At 63.1% G+C, this 17619-nt stretch carries 18 protein-coding genes; 14 read left to right on the top strand and 4 right to left on the bottom strand.

Going from position 1 to position 17619, the window contains the following annotated elements; genetic code table 11:
* Positions 1–337 precede the first annotated feature (337 nt).
* Complete coding sequence (locus tag ACUCV3_RS24430) at positions 338–2392, top strand: ParB/RepB/Spo0J family partition protein (protein ID WP_482241262.1); 2055 nt, start codon at positions 338–340, stop codon at positions 2390–2392.
* Between the two features lie 253 nt (positions 2393–2645).
* Here ACUCV3_RS24430 and ACUCV3_RS24425 read toward each other — a convergent pair whose 3' ends face one another.
* Positions 2646–2954, bottom strand: a complete 309-nt coding sequence (locus ACUCV3_RS24425) for a type II toxin-antitoxin system RelE/ParE family toxin (protein WP_482241261.1) — start codon at positions 2952–2954, stop codon at positions 2646–2648.
* A 2-nt stretch (positions 2955–2956) separates the two neighbouring features.
* Positions 2957–3235: a type II toxin-antitoxin system ParD family antitoxin gene (locus ACUCV3_RS24420; RefSeq protein ID WP_275488985.1), complete on the bottom strand. Its 279-nt coding sequence runs from the start codon at positions 3233–3235 to the stop codon at positions 2957–2959.
* 333 nt (positions 3236–3568) lie between these two features.
* Here ACUCV3_RS24420 and ACUCV3_RS24415 point away from each other — a divergent pair, with 333 nt between their 5' ends.
* From ACUCV3_RS24415 to ACUCV3_RS24395, 5 genes are read left to right on the top strand one after another with little or no spacing between them, the layout of a single operon-like run.
* Positions 3569–6991 carry a strawberry notch-like NTP hydrolase domain-containing protein gene (locus ACUCV3_RS24415; protein ID WP_482241260.1) on the top strand — a complete coding sequence of 1141 codons (3423 nt, stop codon included), beginning with the start codon at positions 3569–3571 and terminating at the stop codon, positions 6989–6991.
* 34 nt (positions 6992–7025) lie between these two features.
* Positions 7026–7748 carry an N-6 DNA methylase gene (locus ACUCV3_RS24410; protein WP_482241259.1) on the top strand — a complete coding sequence of 241 codons (723 nt, stop codon included), beginning with the start codon at positions 7026–7028 and terminating at the stop codon, positions 7746–7748.
* A gap of 29 nt (positions 7749–7777) precedes the next feature.
* Entirely contained in the window at positions 7778–8119 is a 342-nt protein-coding gene (locus ACUCV3_RS24405) for a hypothetical protein (protein WP_482241258.1), read from the top strand.
* A complete protein-coding gene (locus tag ACUCV3_RS24400) occupies positions 8098–9156 on the top strand; it encodes a deazapurine DNA modification protein DpdA family protein (protein WP_482241257.1) in 1059 nt (352 codons plus the stop codon). Before ACUCV3_RS24405 ends, ACUCV3_RS24400 begins: the two co-directional genes overlap by 22 nt.
* Positions 9157–9173: 17 nt before the next feature.
* Positions 9174–9458, top strand: a complete 285-nt coding sequence (locus ACUCV3_RS24395) for a hypothetical protein (protein WP_482241256.1) — start codon at positions 9174–9176, stop codon at positions 9456–9458.
* 76 nt (positions 9459–9534) lie between these two features.
* On the opposite strand, the gene ACUCV3_RS24390 is transcribed toward ACUCV3_RS24395, so the two are convergent.
* Both ACUCV3_RS24390 and ACUCV3_RS24385 read right to left on the bottom strand, forming a co-directional pair.
* Complete coding sequence (locus ACUCV3_RS24390; protein ID WP_482241255.1) at positions 9535–9807, bottom strand: hypothetical protein; 273 nt, start codon at positions 9805–9807, stop codon at positions 9535–9537.
* Positions 9808–9884: 77 nt separating this feature from the next.
* Positions 9885–11576 carry an ABC transporter ATP-binding protein gene (locus ACUCV3_RS24385; protein WP_482241254.1) on the bottom strand — a complete coding sequence of 564 codons (1692 nt, stop codon included), beginning with the start codon at positions 11574–11576 and terminating at the stop codon, positions 9885–9887.
* Between the two features lie 227 nt (positions 11577–11803).
* Between ACUCV3_RS24385 and ACUCV3_RS24380 the strand changes: the two genes are divergently transcribed.
* From ACUCV3_RS24380 to ACUCV3_RS24345, 8 genes are all read left to right on the top strand, one after another.
* Positions 11804–13000: a DUF932 domain-containing protein gene (locus ACUCV3_RS24380; RefSeq protein ID WP_482241253.1), complete on the top strand. Its 1197-nt coding sequence runs from the start codon at positions 11804–11806 to the stop codon at positions 12998–13000.
* Positions 13001–13086: 86 nt separating this feature from the next.
* A complete protein-coding gene (locus ACUCV3_RS24375) occupies positions 13087–13299 on the top strand; it encodes a hypothetical protein (RefSeq protein ID WP_482241252.1) in 213 nt (70 codons plus the stop codon).
* Positions 13300–13374: 75 nt separating this feature from the next.
* The gene (locus ACUCV3_RS24370) at positions 13375–13842 is read left to right on the top strand and encodes a hypothetical protein (RefSeq protein WP_482241251.1); all 468 of its coding nucleotides are present in this window, start codon (positions 13375–13377) and stop codon (positions 13840–13842) included.
* A complete protein-coding gene (locus tag ACUCV3_RS24365) occupies positions 13835–15097 on the top strand; it encodes a hypothetical protein (RefSeq protein ID WP_482241250.1) in 1263 nt (420 codons plus the stop codon). The genes ACUCV3_RS24370 and ACUCV3_RS24365 overlap by 8 nt, the downstream gene beginning before the upstream one ends.
* Positions 15098–15149: 52 nt before the next feature.
* On the top strand, positions 15150–15584 hold the full coding sequence (locus tag ACUCV3_RS24360) for a DUF4262 domain-containing protein (RefSeq protein WP_482241249.1): 435 nt from the start codon (positions 15150–15152) through the stop codon (positions 15582–15584).
* On the top strand, positions 15565–15921 hold the full coding sequence (locus ACUCV3_RS24355) for a hypothetical protein (protein WP_482241248.1): 357 nt from the start codon (positions 15565–15567) through the stop codon (positions 15919–15921). The genes ACUCV3_RS24360 and ACUCV3_RS24355 overlap by 20 nt, the downstream gene beginning before the upstream one ends.
* A gap of 136 nt (positions 15922–16057) precedes the next feature.
* Complete coding sequence (locus ACUCV3_RS24350; RefSeq protein ID WP_482241247.1) at positions 16058–16519, top strand: hypothetical protein; 462 nt, start codon at positions 16058–16060, stop codon at positions 16517–16519.
* Positions 16520–16534: 15 nt separating this feature from the next.
* Positions 16535–17617, top strand: coding sequence for a DUF5983 family protein (locus tag ACUCV3_RS24345; RefSeq protein ID WP_482241246.1), 1083 nt, complete (start codon positions 16535–16537; stop codon positions 17615–17617).
* Positions 17618–17619: the final 2 nt, after the last annotated feature.

Below are 17619 nucleotides of genomic sequence, written 5' to 3'. Positions count from 1 at the left end.
GCCGCGCTCGCCTGCCGTCACGGGCCAAACGGCACGAGTAAAAAGGAGACGGGCGAGATAGCGAACCGCCAGATCCGGCTAGCCCATCAGCATACCGATCCAAAGGTGTTCAGCCCGTGGCATCATCTCCTCCTAATGACTCGGCGGATGCATTCGAGGAAATGCCGCGCGCGGCGTGACGATCACGCAAATGCGCAAACTTTTCGCAGCTACGAGCGCGAATGCCATTCCATGACTCACAATCCCTAACGCCGACGCCCTGTCTCGCGCCGTCCTGGCTAAGTGCCGCAGGAGGGAAGGGAGGGGGAATGGGCGGTTCGATGAGCGAGCCGCACCAATGGAGAAACCCATGTCCCAGACTCCCATTCCCGTACCCGCTGCCAATCTCACCAAGTCACCCGTCAATGTCCGGACCCGCAGCGACGCGGACGCCGACGCGGAACTGGAAGCCAGCATCCTTGCCCACGGTCTCATCCAGAATCTGGTCGGCGTGCCGGTTTCGCGCAAGAAGGGCCACTACCGGATCACGGCCGGCGGTCGTCGCCTCGATGCCGTGCATCGCCTGATCGAAAAGGGAAGCCTGCCGGCCGATCACGCGATCCCGGTTCTGGTTCTCGACAACGCGAAGGATGGCCGCGAAGTCAGCCTCGTTGAAAATTTCGAACGGCTTCCGATGGGACCGGGCGAAGAATGCAGGGCCTTCAGGGATATCATCGAGGTCGAGGGCAAGACGGCGGCCGACGTCGCCAAGCGGTTCGGGCTCACCGAGCGCTTCGTGATGGGCCGTCTGCGTCTGGCCAACCTTGCCGAGCCGATTTTCGAGGCGCTCGAGAATGGCGAGATCACGCTCGACGTCGCCAAGGCCTATTGCACCACGGCTGACAGCGCGCGTCAAAAAGCAATCTGGGATATGCTCTCGGACAGCTACTGCGGTCATTCCGTCAGTGAAATCCGCCGCCGCATCAAGGATTATAGCTATCGAGGCAATGATCCTCGCGTCCTGCTGGTCGGCCGTGAGGCTTACGCGGCCGCCGGCGGGCGGATCGAGGACGCCGACCTCTATTCGAACGCAGACGACGAACGCTGGATCGACACCCATATCGTCGACGAACTTGCCATGATGAAACTCGCCGCCGAAGCGGACATGCTGCGCGAGCGCGAAGGCTTTGCCGAGGTCCGTCCCGTCGCCAACACGCGCGTCCCCTATATGGATACCTACGCCCTGACGCCGCTTCCGGTCGAGGCGCCGGCGCTCAGCGACGAGCAGGAGCAGCGCAAGCTCGAGATCGAGGACGAACTGGCCGAACTGGAAGCCGAACTCGAGGATGAAGGCTATGAGCCGGACGAAGACGACCAGAATCGCTACAACGCCCTCCAGACCGAACTGTCGTCCATCGTCGAACGCGAACCCATCGTCGATGCCGAGCAGAAGGCGAGCGCGTTGGCCTATCTCGTGATCGGGCCGGACGGCCAGCCGCACATTCACCAGGAGTTGTATGTGGCGCCCGTCGCCACCGACGAAGAGAGTGAAGACGACGAGGATGGAAGCCTCGAGGATAGCGAAACCGATGGTGAAATCCTCACCGAAGAGGCTGGCGAGGACGAAGCGCGAAACAGCGGCCCGGTGATGAGCCAGCGTCTGCGCGAAATGCTGGCGATGATGAAGACCGAACTGCTGGCGGTCCATGTCGCCAGCAATCCCGCATTCGCGCTGGATCTGGGCACCTTCATCATGGTCGACCGCGAATGTCGTTTCTCGTCCTTCGACATTCCGAGCGATCTGCGCGCTTGCGCTCCCGCCCGTCTCCTCGCGGACTTCAAGCCCGAGACCGCCGCAGCGGGTGAATGGACGAAGCTCGATGAGGCGCTCGACCGAAGCTGGGTCAACCACCAGGCCATAGCAGATCGCTACGACGCCTTCTGCGCGCTCCCCGATGAAGCGCGCGCAGCCTGGCTCGGCTGGGCGATTGCGCGCACGCTGCAGGCCGTCCCGATCGGTCGCCGCGAAGCAAGCTTCCTCGATCATCTGGGCACGAAGCTCGGCATCGATGTCGCGGCCTGGTGGCGCCCGACCGCGCTCACCTACTTCGACAAGCTGACCAAGCCTGCCATTCTCAGCCTGTTCCAGGAGATCGGTGGACTGGAGCTCCAATCCCGCTACGCCGGTTCCAAGAAGCACGATCTTTCGGCTTCGGCCGAGCGGCTTTTCGGAGGCGACGTCATCATCGAACCCGAGATCAAGGAACGGGCGCTTGCATGGCTCCCGGAAGCCATGCGCTTTGGCTCGGCCAAAATCGCTGGCGAGCCGGAAGAGACGCGCGACGATCACGACATGTCACACGCTGCGATCGTCGATGCCGACAACGACGATCAAATCTCCCAGGCTGCCTGATCGGACTCGGGGGATAGGCAACAGCCTATCCCCCGGGCTTCGAGGTTGAACTTAGCGTGTCAGAAGCCGAAATGGCGGCTTTGCCGCGCTGCTCGTCGGCTCGCGAACGCCCTTGGCGCCATCATTGGCTGCTACGCGCCCTCGATAGCCATTCTCGGGATGATCCTTATGGTGATAGCGCTCTGACCAGTGAAGCGCCGCACTTTACTATCACGGCATCGCTGCTCCGCGGGACAGGGCCCGGCGCCCTTTCCTACGACTCCTCGCTGAGCGGGCCCTCGAAATCGCGGCCGCCATAGAAGATTCCGACTATGACCACCACCGACTCTTCCACCACAAAGGCGATCGTCACGCGGCGGCGCCAGCTGATCGTGCGCAGGCCGGGTCGCAGATCGTCGCGCATCGTGCCGCGACGGGGAAATTCGGTGAGCTTGCCTATATGTCCGACGATGCCATCGCTGAAGCGCTGCGCGACGTCCGGCGACGCAGCAGCTGCGATATAGTCGTAAATGGCATTAAGATGGTCACGCGCTTCCGGCGTGAGGATAATCAAATGGGCCACGTTCAGCCGCGTTTAGCGGCCCGCTTGTGGCGTTCGGCGAGTCCGGCACGCACATCTTCAAGCGGAATCCCGCGCGAGGGATCAGCCTTATAGGCATCATAGGCAGGGACGACCTCGTTGCGCAGCCATTGCTCCACGGCGCGGTCCCGCGCCTGAAGCGCGCGCAGCCCGTCGCGAATGACTTCGCTCTCGCTGGCATATTCGCCCGACGCCACCTTGGCGCGCACCTGCGCCGCCATGTCGTTTGGAAGCGTTACGCTGAACTGTTGAGTCGTTCGCACGGATGGGCACTCCTTATGGATATGATTTAATCCTATTCGCGCTCGCCTTCAAGATTGGTGGCAGCAGCGTCCCTGCGAACAGGCCGCGGGGCAATGCCCAGGTTGGGTTTGCTGCCCGCCGTCGCCCCATGGTCGGCCCCTAGTCACCATCACTCATTCCACACATCAGTCGAGTCGCAGCACGCCGCCTTCGCCCTCGCGCCTGAGGGCCGTGTGCGCCGTCGAAACCGGTCGAAATCTCCGTCCCGGATCCGGCCGCGCAAATCGATGCGCCCCAATGGAGGAGAGCGGGAAGGGGACAGGAGGATTGTCCTGTTGTCCCAAGAGGTACCCATGAACTTGCCCCAGCTTGCCCTGTCGCAGACCCGAGACAGCGCTGCATGCCTGTCCGACGTCGCCCGCTCTCTTTGCCACCGCCTGCAAAGCGGCGCTTCCGTCAGTCGCCAGGGCCTCAAGCGATTGATGACCGAGGCTTATGGCGGTGACGATGCCGGCGGCCTCTGGTCAATGCGCGATGCCTATGACGCATTGGAAACCGCCCAGGTCCTGCTTCTCGCTGATCCGCAAAACCCGCTCCTGGATGGCACGCCGAGCGACATTTTCGAAGGCCTGCGGCAGTTCGAGCGCAGCTTGCCGACCCAGACCTACCGTTCGGAAAAGCAGGTCGACCTCCAGCAGTTCAGCACGCCGATCACCCTGGCCTGGCTCGTGGGCATGGCGGGGCGCTGCGGATCGGACGATATGCTGCTTGAACCCTCGGCCGGCACCGGTATGCTGGCGGTCCATGGCCTGCGGGCAGGCGCGCATCTGCTTCTCAACGAACATGATTCGGCCCGCGCCGACCTCCTGTCCCAGAATCTCGGCCAGATTGTCACCCGCCATGATGGCGAGCATATCCATGATCTGCTGATCAGCAACCGGCAGCCGACGCTGGTGCTGATCAACCCGCCTTTCAGCCGCAGCAACGGACGCGGGATCGATCGCCATGCCGGCGCGCGCCATCTGCGCGCGGCTCTGGCCTGTCTCGCGCCGGGCGGGCGATGCGTTGCGATCATGCCGACCAGCTTCTCACCCGAGGGCTCGGCAGCACTTGGCTATAATGCCGTCGCCGAACTTGTGCCGCCCCGCGTCGAAATTACCATTGCGGGCAGTCCCTACGCCAAACACGGCACGGGGATCGATGTAAGGTTGCTGGTCTTCGACAAGGGATGGACCGGCACGCCCGAGCGCCATTTCGCCAGTGATATCGACGCCGCGCTGCGCCTCGTGCTTGCCATGCCCGATCGGCTCGATCCCATGGAGCCGCCGCCGCTTGCCCCGCCGCCGGCCGTCGCTACGCCCCGTTCACTTGTCCCGGCCGCCCCATCGCCCGCCATGCTCTTCGCGCGCATGAATGGCCAAAGGCTTGCGCCACCCTCACGGGTCGCCGCCACGGCGGATGAGGCGCGACCGATCAGCTATGCCGCACACCAGACGCCGCCTGCGCCTGGCGAGACCGTGGGCATTTATTCCACCTGGCGCCTCGCGCGCATCGCCATCGAAAATGCCTCCCGGCATCCCGACGACCTGGTTGAATCCATCGCCATGGCTTCGGTGTCGCTTCCGGTGCCGCGCTATCAGCCGATACTCCAGGACCGGGCGATCAGGGCCCTGTCGGAGGCGCAACTCGAAACCATCATCTATGCGGGCGAAGCGCATGAGCGCGATCTTGCGGGGCGTTTCTCGGCCAATCTGGCGGGCGATCGACTGATCGAGGACGGGGACGGCCAACCCTATCGCACCGGCTTCTTCATCGCCGATGGCACCGGGGTCGGCAAGGGCCGCGAGGCGGCCGGTATCATTCTCGACCAGTGGAACCGCGGCAATCGCCGCACGATCTGGATTTCCATGGCCGACCTCATCGAGGACGCACGGCGCGACTGGACGGCATTGGGCGGTCTCGCCATCGATATCCAGCCGATCGCAAATTTCCCTCTCGGTAAACCGATCACGATGGAAAGCGGCATCGTCTTCCTGACCTATGCCGCCCTGCGCTCCGCCCGCCATGACGCTGCATCGCGCCTGCAGCAATTGCTGGACTGGACCGGCGAGGACTTTGCCGGCGTGATCGTCTTCGACGAATCTCATGCCATGGCCCATGCCGGCGGAACGGAGACGGATTTCGGGAAGGCGCAGGGGTCGGAACAGGGGCTCGCGGGCGTCCGGTTGCAAAACGCCCTGCCACGGGCGCGCATCCTCTATATGTCCGCCACCGGTGCGGCCAGGCCCGAGAACCTTTCCTATGCCGTGCGGCTCGGCCTGTGGGGTCCCGGCACGGCCTTTGCCACGCGCGACATGTTCATGAAGGCGATGGAGGAGGGGGGCATTGCGGCGCTTGAGGTCGTTTGCCGGGATCTCAAGGCAATGGGCCTCTATACCGCCCGGGCCCTGAGCTTCGCAGGCGTCGAATATGAACCGCTCGAACATGTGCTGACACCCGACCAGATCGCAATCTACGACGCCTATGCGGATAGTTGGTCGATCATCCACCGCGGACTTCGCGAAGTGCTGGCCGAGATCGGTATCGTCGACCGGATATCGGGCAAGACGCAGAACGCGCGCGCACGCGGATCTGCGCTAAGCGCTTTTGAGTCCGCGAAACTGAGGTTCTTTTCCAGCCTTCTCGTGAGCCTGAAAATTCCCTCGCTCATCAAGGCGATCGAACAGGAACTGGCGTCGGACAACGCCGTGCTGGTGCAACTCGCGAGCACGGGCGAGGCCATCATGGATCGGCGGCTCTCCGAACTCTCTGCGCAAGAGCGGGCAATGATGGATGTTCAGGTTTCCCCCAAAGAGACCCTCATCGACTATTTGAAGAACGCCTTTCCCATCCGCCAGATGCGCGTCTTTCGTGCCGACGATGGCGCCGTGCGTGCCGAACCGATGACCGATGCTGATGGAAATCCGGTGCTGTGCCGGCAGGCGATCGCTGCTCGCGACGCGATGATCGAGGATCTGTGCGCGCTCCCCGCGATTCCCACCGCGCTGGACGCCCTGATCGCGCATTTTGGAACCGACCGCGTCGCCGAGATCACCGGACGCTCGCGGCGCATCGTGACCGACGTCACCGGAAAGCAGAAGATCGAGAGGCGGGGCGCCCGCGCCAACGTCCTCGAAGTCCAGGCCTTCCAGAATGGGATCAAGCCGATCGCCGCCTTTTCGCTTGCGGGCAGCACCGGCCGGTCCATGCATTCCGATCGGAACTGCCCGACCGCGCACCGCCGGCGCGCGCATTTCCTTCTTGAGCTGGGTTTCCGCATCCTCTCGGCCGTGCAGGGCTTCGGGCGCAGTCATCGCACCAATCAGATGACGGCGCCCGTCTATCGCTCGCTCACCACCGATTGCCGCGGCGAGCGCCGCTTCCTCAGCACCATCATCCGCGGCCTCGAAGCATTGGGCGCCTTGACGAGGGGGCAGCGCCAGACCGGATCGCAAAATCTCTTCGACCCGTCCGACAATCTGGAATCGGACCATGCGCGCGATGCGCTCACGCAATGGTTCCATCTCCTCTATGAGGGCAAGCTGCGCAGTGTGTCGCTCGAGGCCTTTCAGGAGATGACGGGACTTGAACTGTGCGGCGAGGGCGGGGAACTGCTGGAACGCCTGCCTCCCATCCATCGCTGGCTCAACCGTATCCTCGCGCTGCGGATCGCCACCCAGAATAGTATATCTCAAGGCGATGGCAGCGCTGCTCCGCCGCAGCCAGCCGCGCCATGACCTCTACACCGTTTTCGGTCACTGCATGGAGGCGATGGCGCTCGCCATGGCCAATAGCGTCGATCTGCGCCAACGTGAGCCGCGCGAAGCGCGCTATCTCGACATTGTCGGCCGCTACCGGCCTGATGTGCTCGATCTGTTTCCGCGAGTCCTCGCCGAACTGGTACAGGCTCTCGAAGTCGGTCCAGGCGACGTGCTGGGCGCCCTGTTTCACGACCTTGAACTTCACAACAAGGCGAGGGGACAATTCTTCACGCCCTATACGCTCAGTCGTTTCATGGCTGGTGTGACCATCGGAAATCCGGAAAGCGTGAAAGCGATCATCGGCGATCATGGCTTCGTGACCGCCATGGAGCCGGCGTGCGGCGCGGGGTCGATGGTCATCGCGCTCGCTGAGGCCATGCGCGATCTCGGCATAAACTATCAGCGCCATCTTCATGTCACCGCGATCGATATCGACCCGCGCGCGATCCACATGGCTTATGTCCAGCTCTCGCTGTTGCATGTGCCGGCGCATCTCATGGTCGGAAATTCCCTTTCGGGCGAGATAGCCGGGCATTGGTACACGCCGGCCCATATTCTGTGTGGATGGAACGCCCGGCTGGCCTGTCGACAACGCCATGAGCCCACTGGCGAAACGCGTGTGCATCCTGTCGAAGCGCCACCCGCGCCAGTCCCGATGCGCCACCCGGTTTTACCCTTGTGCGAACCCTGCGCCTCGACGCCGGCCATGCCGCAACAGCTGACCCTCTTCTGACCCAGGATTTCACTTTGCTGGAGACTGGCATGTTCCATCATGTCCATATCACCGCGCTCAGCCGGACGTCGGCGGGGATGACAGTCATAACGCTGGCCATCTGCGGACCGCGCGGCGGCATGCGCGCCGTCGAGGATGTTTCACTCGAAGAAGCCGAGAAGATGGCGGCGCGGCTCCAGGCTGCGATCACTGCCGCGCGCGCCGGGCTCGGCACGGATCCGGCCGACGCCTTCGTCCAGGATGTCATCGCGCGGCTCGGCGACCCCGCTCTTGCTCTCGATCCCTCTTTCCGAAAATGGTGCGGCGCAAATCATGGTCTGCTAAGTGCTCGGCAAGCCGCGGAGCGCTGGTGCTGCTGGCGCGTTGCCTGAGCCCCATGGCGATCGAGATCATCATAGGCCTGCCACACCTGCGCGAGGGGCCGATATTGAACCGCGCCCGTGCCATGCAGGTGCCGACCCTTATCTCCGCGAATGCGTTGTCGCGCTGGAACCGCGGCAAGGGCTGGCCCGAATGGCAGGGATGGCGCCTCGACCTGCTGAAAAATGCCGATGGATTGTCCAGCCTGTCACTTGATTCCGCCGGATTCGTGGCTCTATCCCATTATCGCGGATATCCATGGGCGACGGAAGAGTATCTCGATCTCGCCGCGAGCTATCCATTCCGCTGGTTCGCCAGCATGGACTATTGCGTCGAACCCGAAATCGCGCCCGATCGCGAAGAGGTGCGGGACCGGATTTCGAGAACCATCCGGGTCAATCGCGATTGCTGGCGCGGCGCGCATGACCGCGGCATTGCCCATCGCTTCATGCCCGTAGTGCAGGGCAGGGTTGCGGGCGACTATGAATTTTGCATCGATGCGCTTGGCGACATCATCGATGCCGTGCCTCTGATCGGGATCGGCTCGATGTGCCGCAGGCCCGTCGGCGGCAGTGACGGCGTGATCGCCATTTTCGAGCATCTCGATCGCATTCTCGGCGACGGGACAATGGTACATGGTTTCGGCATAAAGGGCACGGCCTTGAGCAAGCTGCGCGGGCTCGAACATCGCATCCAGACAGTCGACAGCCAGGCCTTCGGAATTGCCAGCAGGATCGAGGCGCGCCAGCGCGGCATCTCCAAGACCGACGCCTTCGTCGCCGATCATATGGAAAGATGGGCCCGCCGCCAATATGCGCGGTCTGCCCACGCGCCCACGCCCACACAGGGCGAACTTCCACTAGGCCCCGATGATCGCCCGCCACGCGATCCCTGGGAGAAGGCGATTGCACAGGCACGCGCCGAAATCCGGGCTCTGATCGAGGATGGGCAGCTTTCGCACGACGAAATTTCTGACGCCTGGATCGCGCAGTGGGCGGCCGGTCTCTTTCAGGCCGAACCGCTTATGTCCCCGGCAAGCTCTCCATGATCCGCCACGGCGAAAGCATGAAACGCATCCTGCCCGGACTATATGCGGGGAACGCGGTCAGGGCCGAGCGCCACCATCGCGGCTGGGCATTCCAGATGAAATGCGGCCAGCTCGGTCGCCAGCTCTGGTTTGAATATTCTCCGCACGGACTGTGGACCGCCATCGGCACCTGGCGCACCCTGGACACCGGACTCTGGGTTGCCGCGCGCCTCCGCGCCGGAACGCATTTCTGGGATGAAAGCTGCCAGACCGCTCGCCTATATGGTGAAGACGTCTATTCCATTCTGCGCGATGAGGTGTGACGCGAGCAGGTAAACCTCCGATCAGCGAAAGCTCAGGCACGTCCCCACATCACTCTCCCCAGCGACGCCTTTGCGGTCAAACGCCAATCGCAATATCCGCAGGAAGAGAACCCTTCCGACCTGCCAGCCTTGCCCCGAAATCATCCTCGAGCGCTACTTTGGCAAGAGCATATTCGACGAGATCGGTTGTCGAGGCGATGCCGCTACGTATCCTGGCACGATCGATGAGTTCACGCGGCACGCGCGCGCTGAGCCGGCTGTTCGCGCCGGACAGCAATCCTGCCGCTTTTGCGGCGGCCACGACCGCTTCACGCCTCTGGGACAGATCATCTTTGTGCTTTACCGGCATCGGGAACCCCTTCCATTGAACATATACGCCAATGTGCAAAGCCTAGGAAAGCTTGGCCGCAATGCTGTCCTCCAACCTCACTCTTGCAACCCATGCCACAGAGCCGGGTAGGGCGCGCATTGCCGCATCAATTCCGCATGCGTTCCGCTGCCGACCAGTTTCCCGCCTTGCATGAAGAGAACCTGGTCGGCGCCCTTTGCTGTCGCCAGGCGATGGGTGATCATGATGAGCGTCGTCGCGCTATGGGTCCTGCGTCGCAGCCTTGCGATCGCATCTGCCTCGCTGCGCGGATCGAGCGCGGACGTGCTTTCATCCAGTATCAGGACCGGCACGTCGACCCCCGCCAACCGGGCAAGCTCCAGCTTCTGGATCTGGCCTCCCGACAGGCGCTCGCCCTGTTCTCCCAATTCCATATCGAAGTCGATCGATCTGCCAGGCTCGTGGAAGCGCCAGACATGAAGCAGTTCCTCGACGTCGCTGATCGGCTGGTTTGCCGGTGGATAAAGGATATTCTCCCGCAGCGACCGGTTGAACAGACCGATGAACTGCGGCGCATAAAGAATATAGCGATGACGTTCTCCCCAGGGGATCGTCGCAACATCGACCCCTGCAATCTCGACTTTTCCCGAAGCAGGTGCGAGCACGCCGGCCAGAATTTGTGCAAGCGTGGATTTGCCCGAACCATTCGGGCCAACAATCGCAACGAAGCGCCCTGATGCGATGTGCAGCGAAATCCCGGCGAGAGCGGGCAGGCCATCACCATAGCTGAAGCTCACATTTTCGGCGGCGAGATCGGCGTTGGCAAAGCGGTCGGGCTGCCAGCAACCCGGCTCGCCATCGATATTCGTCAATGCCAGCACGTCGCGGATGTTCGCGATCGCGACGCCCGCCTGCGCCAGGATGTAGCCCAGCGCGCTCAGCGGAACCGTCAGCCGAAAGGCGTAGGTTTGCAGCAGCACGAATTCGCCTGCCGTCATTCGGTCTTTGCCTACGTCGAGACCGGCCAGCATCAGCAGCGCCACAAGCCCGGCCCCGACAATGCAGAATTGCAGCGACGCCATGACGGTCAGCGACCGGTACATGTCCGCATGGGCGTGCCGCCTGACGCTCAAAGTCCTGCCCACATAGAGGAGTTCGCGATCGAGGGCGCCGTTGAGGATGACGCGGCGGGCATTGCGGACGATGTCGCCGATCGTGCGGGACACATGCGATGCAGCCGCATTGGTCGCATCGGCATGCACACGGTGGCGTGCCGCCCCCATCCAGGTCGCCCCGAGAAATCCCAGAAGCGTAAGCCCGAGGATCAGGACATAGCGCGGTTCGATCAGGCTGGCGATCACCGCGAGACTGGCGACAGCCTGCAGAGAGACGGGCCCCAGCCGCCAGATCAATCCTTCCACGACCAGCGTCAGGCTATAGGGCAATCGCTCCAGCATGCCGGGAACGCGTCCACTCCGGCTGTCGCGCGCCGCGGTGATTTGAGGCAGGGCGGCGGCAAGCGCATCGGTGGCGAGCCGTCGGCCCAGTGCATCGACCATCTTGGCAGTGCAGGAGAGCCTGGCCGTTTCCAGAATGGAGCCACCCGCCCAGCATCCCACGAACAGCAGGATGTATAATAGCAGTTGCAAGGGCGGTGCCGCTGGTCCGGCCAGCGTGTCGATCAACAGCTTGAGCGCATAGGGCCCGGCAACACCCATAGCGATCACAAGGGCTTCCAGGGCAAAAGCCTCTATCAGGCTCCGCCTGGCGCCAAGGTCCGCCGACAGCATCAGCCGGATCAGCCGGACCAATATACCGAACGTCGTCACTGTAAAGACCTCCTGGCGATCGATGGATGAGCCAGAAGGAGGATTTGGAACGCGGCCTCTATCCTAGCGTCAAATCCGGGCATTGCGAAGCCGGGATCGCAAGACACCGGAAAGGGAAGGGAGGGGCGGGAATGTGACGGGAGACGTGGATCGTCCCGTCGTTCCTCACTCTCAAGGAGATGGTTCCCATGGCGACCCTTGCCCGCATGAACGAAGCGCCCCCCATATCCGCCCCCTATCGCATCGATGTCTCGCGCGGCCGAATGAACAGCCGCGTGTCGTCGGAATGGTTTTCACGCCCTGACGATGAGAAGTATCTCTCGCTGACCAGCCTCTATGATGCCGTGCGCGGCCGCGCGGACCGGGCGACCACGCGCATCGTCGAAAGCCGGGCGATCCGGGTCGAGGCGAAAAGCGACAATCCCGAACGCCTGATGCTGATGGCGCCCGGCGACGATCGCCCGCTGGCGCCGACCAACTGGTCCTTCGGCCAGGTGTCGAGCCTCGTCGGGGCGCCGGCTTCCTATCTGCGCCAGCTTCCCGCCGCCCTTGCGGGCATCAACCTGCAGAATGGGCTCATGACCCACCGCGGAGAGCAGGTCAAACTGCTGCAGACCGACAACGGCAGGACCGAACTGCGGGCCGCTACCGGTTCCGAATATGGCCGCATTTTCGACTGGGAGCTTGTCGAGGCGGTGATGGCCTTTGCCGGTGATGGCGTCGGCGATACGCGGTGGAAGGTTCCGGGTACGATCCAATGGGGCAGCATGACCTACAACCCTTATGTGGATATCACCAAGGAGACGACGACACTCTATGCCTCGGACAGGGATATTTTCCTGTTCCTCGTCGATGATACCCATCCGATCGAGGCAGGAAAACTGCCCAATGGCGATCCTGACCTGTACTTTCGGGGCTTCTATGCCTGGAACAGCGAGGTCGGCTCGAAAACCCTCGGCATCGCGACCTTTTACCTACGCGGCGTGTGCGCCAACAGGTGCCTTTGGGGTGTCGAGAATTTCGAGGAGGTCAACATCCGCCACTCGAAATTCGCCGCCGCCCGTTTTGCCCATCAGGCGGCGCCGGCGCTCGAGCATTTCGCGAACTCCTCGCCGTCGCATTTCATCTCCGGCATCAAGGCGGCGCGCGAACGGATCGTCGCGCGCAAGGAGGAAGATCGCGAGCCTTTCCTGCGCAGGCGCGGCTTCTCGAAGGCGGAAACCACAAAGATCATCCAGACCGTGCTTGCCGAGGAAGGCCGGCCGCCTGAATCCATTTACGATTTCGTGCAGGGCATAACCGCGCTCGCCCGGACAAAGCCCCATCAGGACAGCCGCCTCGAACTGGAAACCAAGGCCCGAAAGCTCCTCGAACAGGCGCTCTGACGTCTGGCCTTCTTACCCTTCTTCCCTTTCCAGTCCGGCATCCTGGTCCCGCGCCAGGATGCCCTTTCTCATGAAAGGATGCCCTCATGCGTCCCCACAAATCCGCCCCTCTCCAGGAATTCACTGTCGACGTCGCCTTTTTCAGCGGGTCGGACCCTTTCGCCATCGAGACATATCGGATTCCGGCCGCGACATGGTTCAGCGCGCAGCAGCAGGCGCTGCATATGTCGGTGAACAGTGTCTACGATAATGCGCGCATTCCCGATCTGCGTCGCACCGCCACCGTCAGGCCAGCCTGACACGGGTCTGCGATCACGCCGGCCACTGCGCTGCAGCATGTGTCGCAGTGGCCGGTGCCGACCAAGGAAATCATCATGCAGGAACCCGACGATCGCATGTGGCGTACGCTGCTCGATTTCCGCGCGCGCCATGGCAGGCGCTGGAAGGACGCGCTCAATCTCAAATGGATGAACGGCGATGACGAGCGGGAGCCGGATAGCGCATCGCTTCGTATGATCCGCAACCAGTTCGGGCCGTCCTGGCTATGGGACCTGCCGAAGCTCCGCCTCGACAACGCAGGGCGCCGCCTCGCCAATCTGGAAAAGCTTCCAGACATGTGCGCCTGTCCCCATCCGGAAACCGGCGAGACCATCGTCATCAAGCGCGGCGAAACCGGATATTGGCCAATGCCCTCGCTCATCGCCGTCGATGCGTTCAATGCCAGTTTCAACGCGGCGCCTGCCGCGATCGCAGCCATGCAGGCCGGCGCGATGTTCGGATGGCATGTCGGGGCAGCCGATCCCGATCATTATGACGCGGCCGGCCGCAACTGCCATGACTGAAGCCCCGACAGTCTTCGATCCCGCCGATGCGCGATGCTGGATCACGCGCGGCCGCCCTGAGCATCATGCAGAGCAACTGGCTCGCGCATGGGCTGACTTCCCGGATCTCCCGATTGAGGCGCCAGCGCAGGACCGGATGGCCCGCATTCGTGAACGGGTCGCAGCGCTCCGTCCTCTCAACGACGCCATCCAGGAGGAGGGCGAACGCGAGAGGAAACGCCGGAATTTCGCCTTCATCGAGCGCCGTGCGGCCGCCGGCGCCGCCGACACGCGCGATCATGTCATCCTGCAGGCCCGGACCCGCCATGGATATGACTGGGACGAGGCCGTTCAATATGCCGATGGCACTGTCGCGGCACTTTCAGGCTGGGAACCGCACCGATCCTTCCGTACCCCGGGTGGCGCGAACGCAGACCCTCTCGAGCGTGCCTACGCCCAGGGCTTTCGCGACGCGGGAGGCTGTTTCGACGACCCGTTCGATGCTGCGAGGCGTGCCTATGCCGCTGCGGCCGCGGTGCCGCGTGAGGTACGAAACGCCCCTGACCAGCCGGTGTCCCGGCCGCCTCCGAGCCGTTGGCCTCTTCCCACCGACGCGCCGCGCCCCACGCGATGGTCGAGGCGCCTGCTGATCATAGGCGAGGCCACCGCGGCGGACACCGGTCTCTACCTTCCCGCCATGCTCCAGTCCCGCCCAGGTCACCAGGGGATGACAGTCATTCTGGCCGTTCCCGGCCAGGGTTTTCGCCTATGGAATAGTGTCTGCAACGCCGGAACGGCGCGTGCGCTCAGCCCATTGCCTGTCCTGCTCGCTGATATCGATCCTGATGATCTTCTGGTTTTTGCGGACGGCGCGGATCTCGACTGGATCGACCGCCATGCCGACCTGCTTCCGCTATGCCGCACCATGGAGAGAACGCGAAACTCTGTGATCCAGCAGCGCGGTCAGCTGCGCATGTGGCTCGATCGTGGATTGGATGCCGGCGAAACCATGGCCGGCGGCCATATCTGCTGGACGAAGATCGCCCGGGGTCTCTCCGGTCGTCTTGGCGAATTCACGGCCCGCTATGCCGGTCCCGCCCGGCCGCGCGGCCATCAAATCGTCGTCGAATGCACAGACGGCACATCCGCAACGGGCTTCATGACCCCGCAGGGCGAACCGCTCAAGCCTGAAGCGATCGTCTCCAACAAGGCGCATTTACGCAAACATATGGCGGCAATGCTGCGCCGCTTCGCGTCAGCGGTTCCGCACTACTGACCTGTCCCGAACGACGCGAGGCCGGCTCGCATCGCGAAACTGGAAACCCATCATGACCATCCTCACGACCAACATGGCCGTCATTCAATCCAACATCGACAGGGCGGGCCAACATATTTTCGCAATCTTCCCCGACGCCGACACGCCGGGCTTGCCCTACACGATCGACAACGCGCGCCTTGGCCTGCCCGAACTGCTGATCATCGGTAATTTCGCGCCGATCCTGATGGCGTCGGTTCTCAACGAAGTTGCTCGGCGAATGCGCCAGACGGAGCAGGTGCCCGACCAGGATATCGATATCGGCGGCGCCTTCCCGATCCGTCCGCGCCTTGCCGGAGCGACGGCACGCAGCACATTCTCGATCCAGGTCGGGCGCTTTCTTGGCCATGAGGAATATGCCGTCGTCCAGCTCCTCCTGCCCGATCCGATGGGTCTCTACCCCGGCGAGCGAGGATGCGACCCTCGCTATGACGTTCTCCGCCCATAATGCCCTGCCATTGAGGAACGCGGCCATGCCCCCAAATGCGACAGTGCCATATACAGAAGCAGGCCAGCAAAACCGGTTGTTCCTGATCGTCAGGCAAGCCGGATATCCAGACATCATGGTGGAAACACTCGCAGATGCGTCGCGCCACTATTGCGAACGCCGCGACCAGACCGGTCTTGGCGCCAGCACTTTTCCGGAAGCCACACTCATCCGCGAGGGCGTCATCATCGGTCGCATCAGCTACAATGGCCGTATCTGGCATCCCGTCCCATGGCGGCCGGGCGACAAACCAATGTACGACAACGCCGCCGCTCATGGCGGCGGCATCGGAGGCTGATAACCGCTTCAGCGGATTGCGGCCCAATTTTCCAGACCATCTGGATCACCTTCACGACCGGGCCGAGGAGCGAAGGGGGAGGGGGCGTGCGTGAAACCGCGAGCAGCATTGCGCACGCATATGAAGGAAATGCCCGATGGATATGATCATCTGCAGGACCCGCATCAGCGGACAGGCCCCGCTTTACAGCTATCGGGTTCTCGTCCCGCTGGACCAGCTTGCCGCCCACCGTCGGCATCGTGTCGTCATTCTTCATGTCCCGACACCGGCTGGACGGCTGCCCTGTACCCGGCTCGCCGACGTGCTGGCGCCAAGACGCTGGTTCGAGCGCTATCTCGCCATGCATTGCGGCCTGGCCGCGCGGCTCAACCTTGTGTCGCGCCGTGTCGAGGCCATCATCCTGCAGGCCATTTTCCCTGAAATGACCACTCGTCTCGTTCCGCCGATGCTTCTGCTCGACCATGAGCCCGGCGAGGTCCGCCATCGCATCTCCGGCATCGATCTCAATGCTGCCTTCGATAGTCTCGCACCCCGGATCGAAACGCTGATCGCCACCGATCTCGGCCTGTGTCTCAACGATCACCGCCGCGCAGCCTGAACCAGGATTGAGCCCATGACCCGCTATGCCCCCTTCCATCTCGAAATCGCCGCCTGCCTATGGGAGGCGGTCCTGACCTTGCGTGACCGGCCTGCCGCCGATCCCGATGCGCTCGAACGCGCCCTGGCGATCCGCAGGGCGTTCGACAGGCTTGGGGCAGAGACCCTGCGTCCCATCATACTCAGCTGGACTGCTACCGTCGAACGGGCATGGCAGCACGTCGATGACGATTGCCCCTTCGGTCTCGACGGGGCCTATATCGGCCGATGGCTGGCCGAAAGCGTCGACTGGTCCCATCCGCACCACCCGGTCCTGCGTGTCGATGCGGCCGGACAGGCCGCTGCACAGGCTGGGCCAACCGGCATCGGGAAAGAGCCACCGTCGGCACCGACAATTATCGCCAGCCGCGAGGATCATCTCGCCTTGCTGATGCGGGCACGCTCGGCCATCCATTATCCCGATAACCTCGCACACCTTGCGCGTAGCGAACTGATCGCGGCAATCCGCAGTGCCGAGGACCATATCGAACGATCGCCCTTGCCCTGGCCGGTCAAGCTTCATGCCGCCGCTATCGAGCACCGCTACGGCACCAATATCCATGCCGCGATCGATGAGGCTACGCTGGACGCGGAAATCGCCGCCTGGTGCCGCGAGTGGTGGAAAGAAGCTGGCGACGAGCGCGATCCCGCCGCGCTGGACGATGAAACCGTGATTGCCATCTATTTCGACGGGCACCCATCGGACGGATGCGCCAAAGACCTACTGCAGGTCATGCCGCCGCTTCTCCATACAAGCTTCGCTTCGAAATCTGTGGAAACGGGACGCTATTGCGTGCTCTCGACCGCGCATCTGACGGTCCAGACCGCCGGCCTTCTCGACGGCTGGGCATCCTGGCCACCGACCGAGCGGCCGATCGACATCGCCGCCTCCGTCTACGGCTGGTTCATTCCCACCCGTTCGCTCGACAAAGAGCGCCAGGCGCAACTGCCGGCAGACCTGCTGCGCCTGATGACGTTCGGCCGCAGCCGGGGCTTCCAGTTCCTGCTCCTCGATTGCGACGGTGACCGCTCGGATGATTTGCCGGTCCACGACTGGTGATC

Source organism: Sphingobium sp. VMM, assembly GCF_056790315.1.
The sequence above is the reverse complement of the archived record's forward strand: the minus strand, read 5'-3'. Positions and strand labels throughout refer to the sequence as shown.

Bases quoted from the DNA above. Each gene is read 5' to 3' on its own strand.
- ACUCV3_RS24395 (WP_482241256.1), top strand. From the start codon at position 9,174: ATGAAACGCATCCTGCCCGGACTATATGCGGGGAACGCGGTCAGGGCC.
- ACUCV3_RS24405 (WP_482241258.1), top strand. From the start codon at position 7,778: ATGTTCCATCATGTCCATATCACCGCGCTCAGCCGGACGTCGGCGGGG.
- ACUCV3_RS24415 (WP_482241260.1), top strand. From the start codon at position 3,569: ATGAACTTGCCCCAGCTTGCCCTGTCGCAGACCCGAGACAGCGCTGCA.
- ACUCV3_RS24385 (WP_482241254.1), bottom strand. From the start codon at position 11,576: ATGCTGTCGGCGGACCTTGGCGCCAGGCGGAGCCTGATAGAGGCTTTT.
- ACUCV3_RS24350 (WP_482241247.1), top strand. From the start codon at position 16,058: ATGGATATGATCATCTGCAGGACCCGCATCAGCGGACAGGCCCCGCTT.
- ACUCV3_RS24355 (WP_482241248.1), top strand. From the start codon at position 15,565: ATGACGTTCTCCGCCCATAATGCCCTGCCATTGAGGAACGCGGCCATG.
- ACUCV3_RS24390 (WP_482241255.1), bottom strand. From the start codon at position 9,807: ATGCCGGTAAAGCACAAAGATGATCTGTCCCAGAGGCGTGAAGCGGTC.
- ACUCV3_RS24380 (WP_482241253.1), top strand. From the start codon at position 11,804: ATGGCGACCCTTGCCCGCATGAACGAAGCGCCCCCCATATCCGCCCCC.
- ACUCV3_RS24360 (WP_482241249.1), top strand. From the start codon at position 15,150: ATGACCATCCTCACGACCAACATGGCCGTCATTCAATCCAACATCGAC.
- ACUCV3_RS24370 (WP_482241251.1), top strand. From the start codon at position 13,375: ATGCAGGAACCCGACGATCGCATGTGGCGTACGCTGCTCGATTTCCGC.
- ACUCV3_RS24365 (WP_482241250.1), top strand. From the start codon at position 13,835: ATGACTGAAGCCCCGACAGTCTTCGATCCCGCCGATGCGCGATGCTGG.
- ACUCV3_RS24410 (WP_482241259.1), top strand. From the start codon at position 7,026: ATGGCGCTCGCCATGGCCAATAGCGTCGATCTGCGCCAACGTGAGCCG.
- ACUCV3_RS24345 (WP_482241246.1), top strand. From the start codon at position 16,535: ATGACCCGCTATGCCCCCTTCCATCTCGAAATCGCCGCCTGCCTATGG.
- ACUCV3_RS24375 (WP_482241252.1), top strand. From the start codon at position 13,087: ATGCGTCCCCACAAATCCGCCCCTCTCCAGGAATTCACTGTCGACGTC.
- ACUCV3_RS24430 (WP_482241262.1), top strand. From the start codon at position 338: ATGGAGAAACCCATGTCCCAGACTCCCATTCCCGTACCCGCTGCCAAT.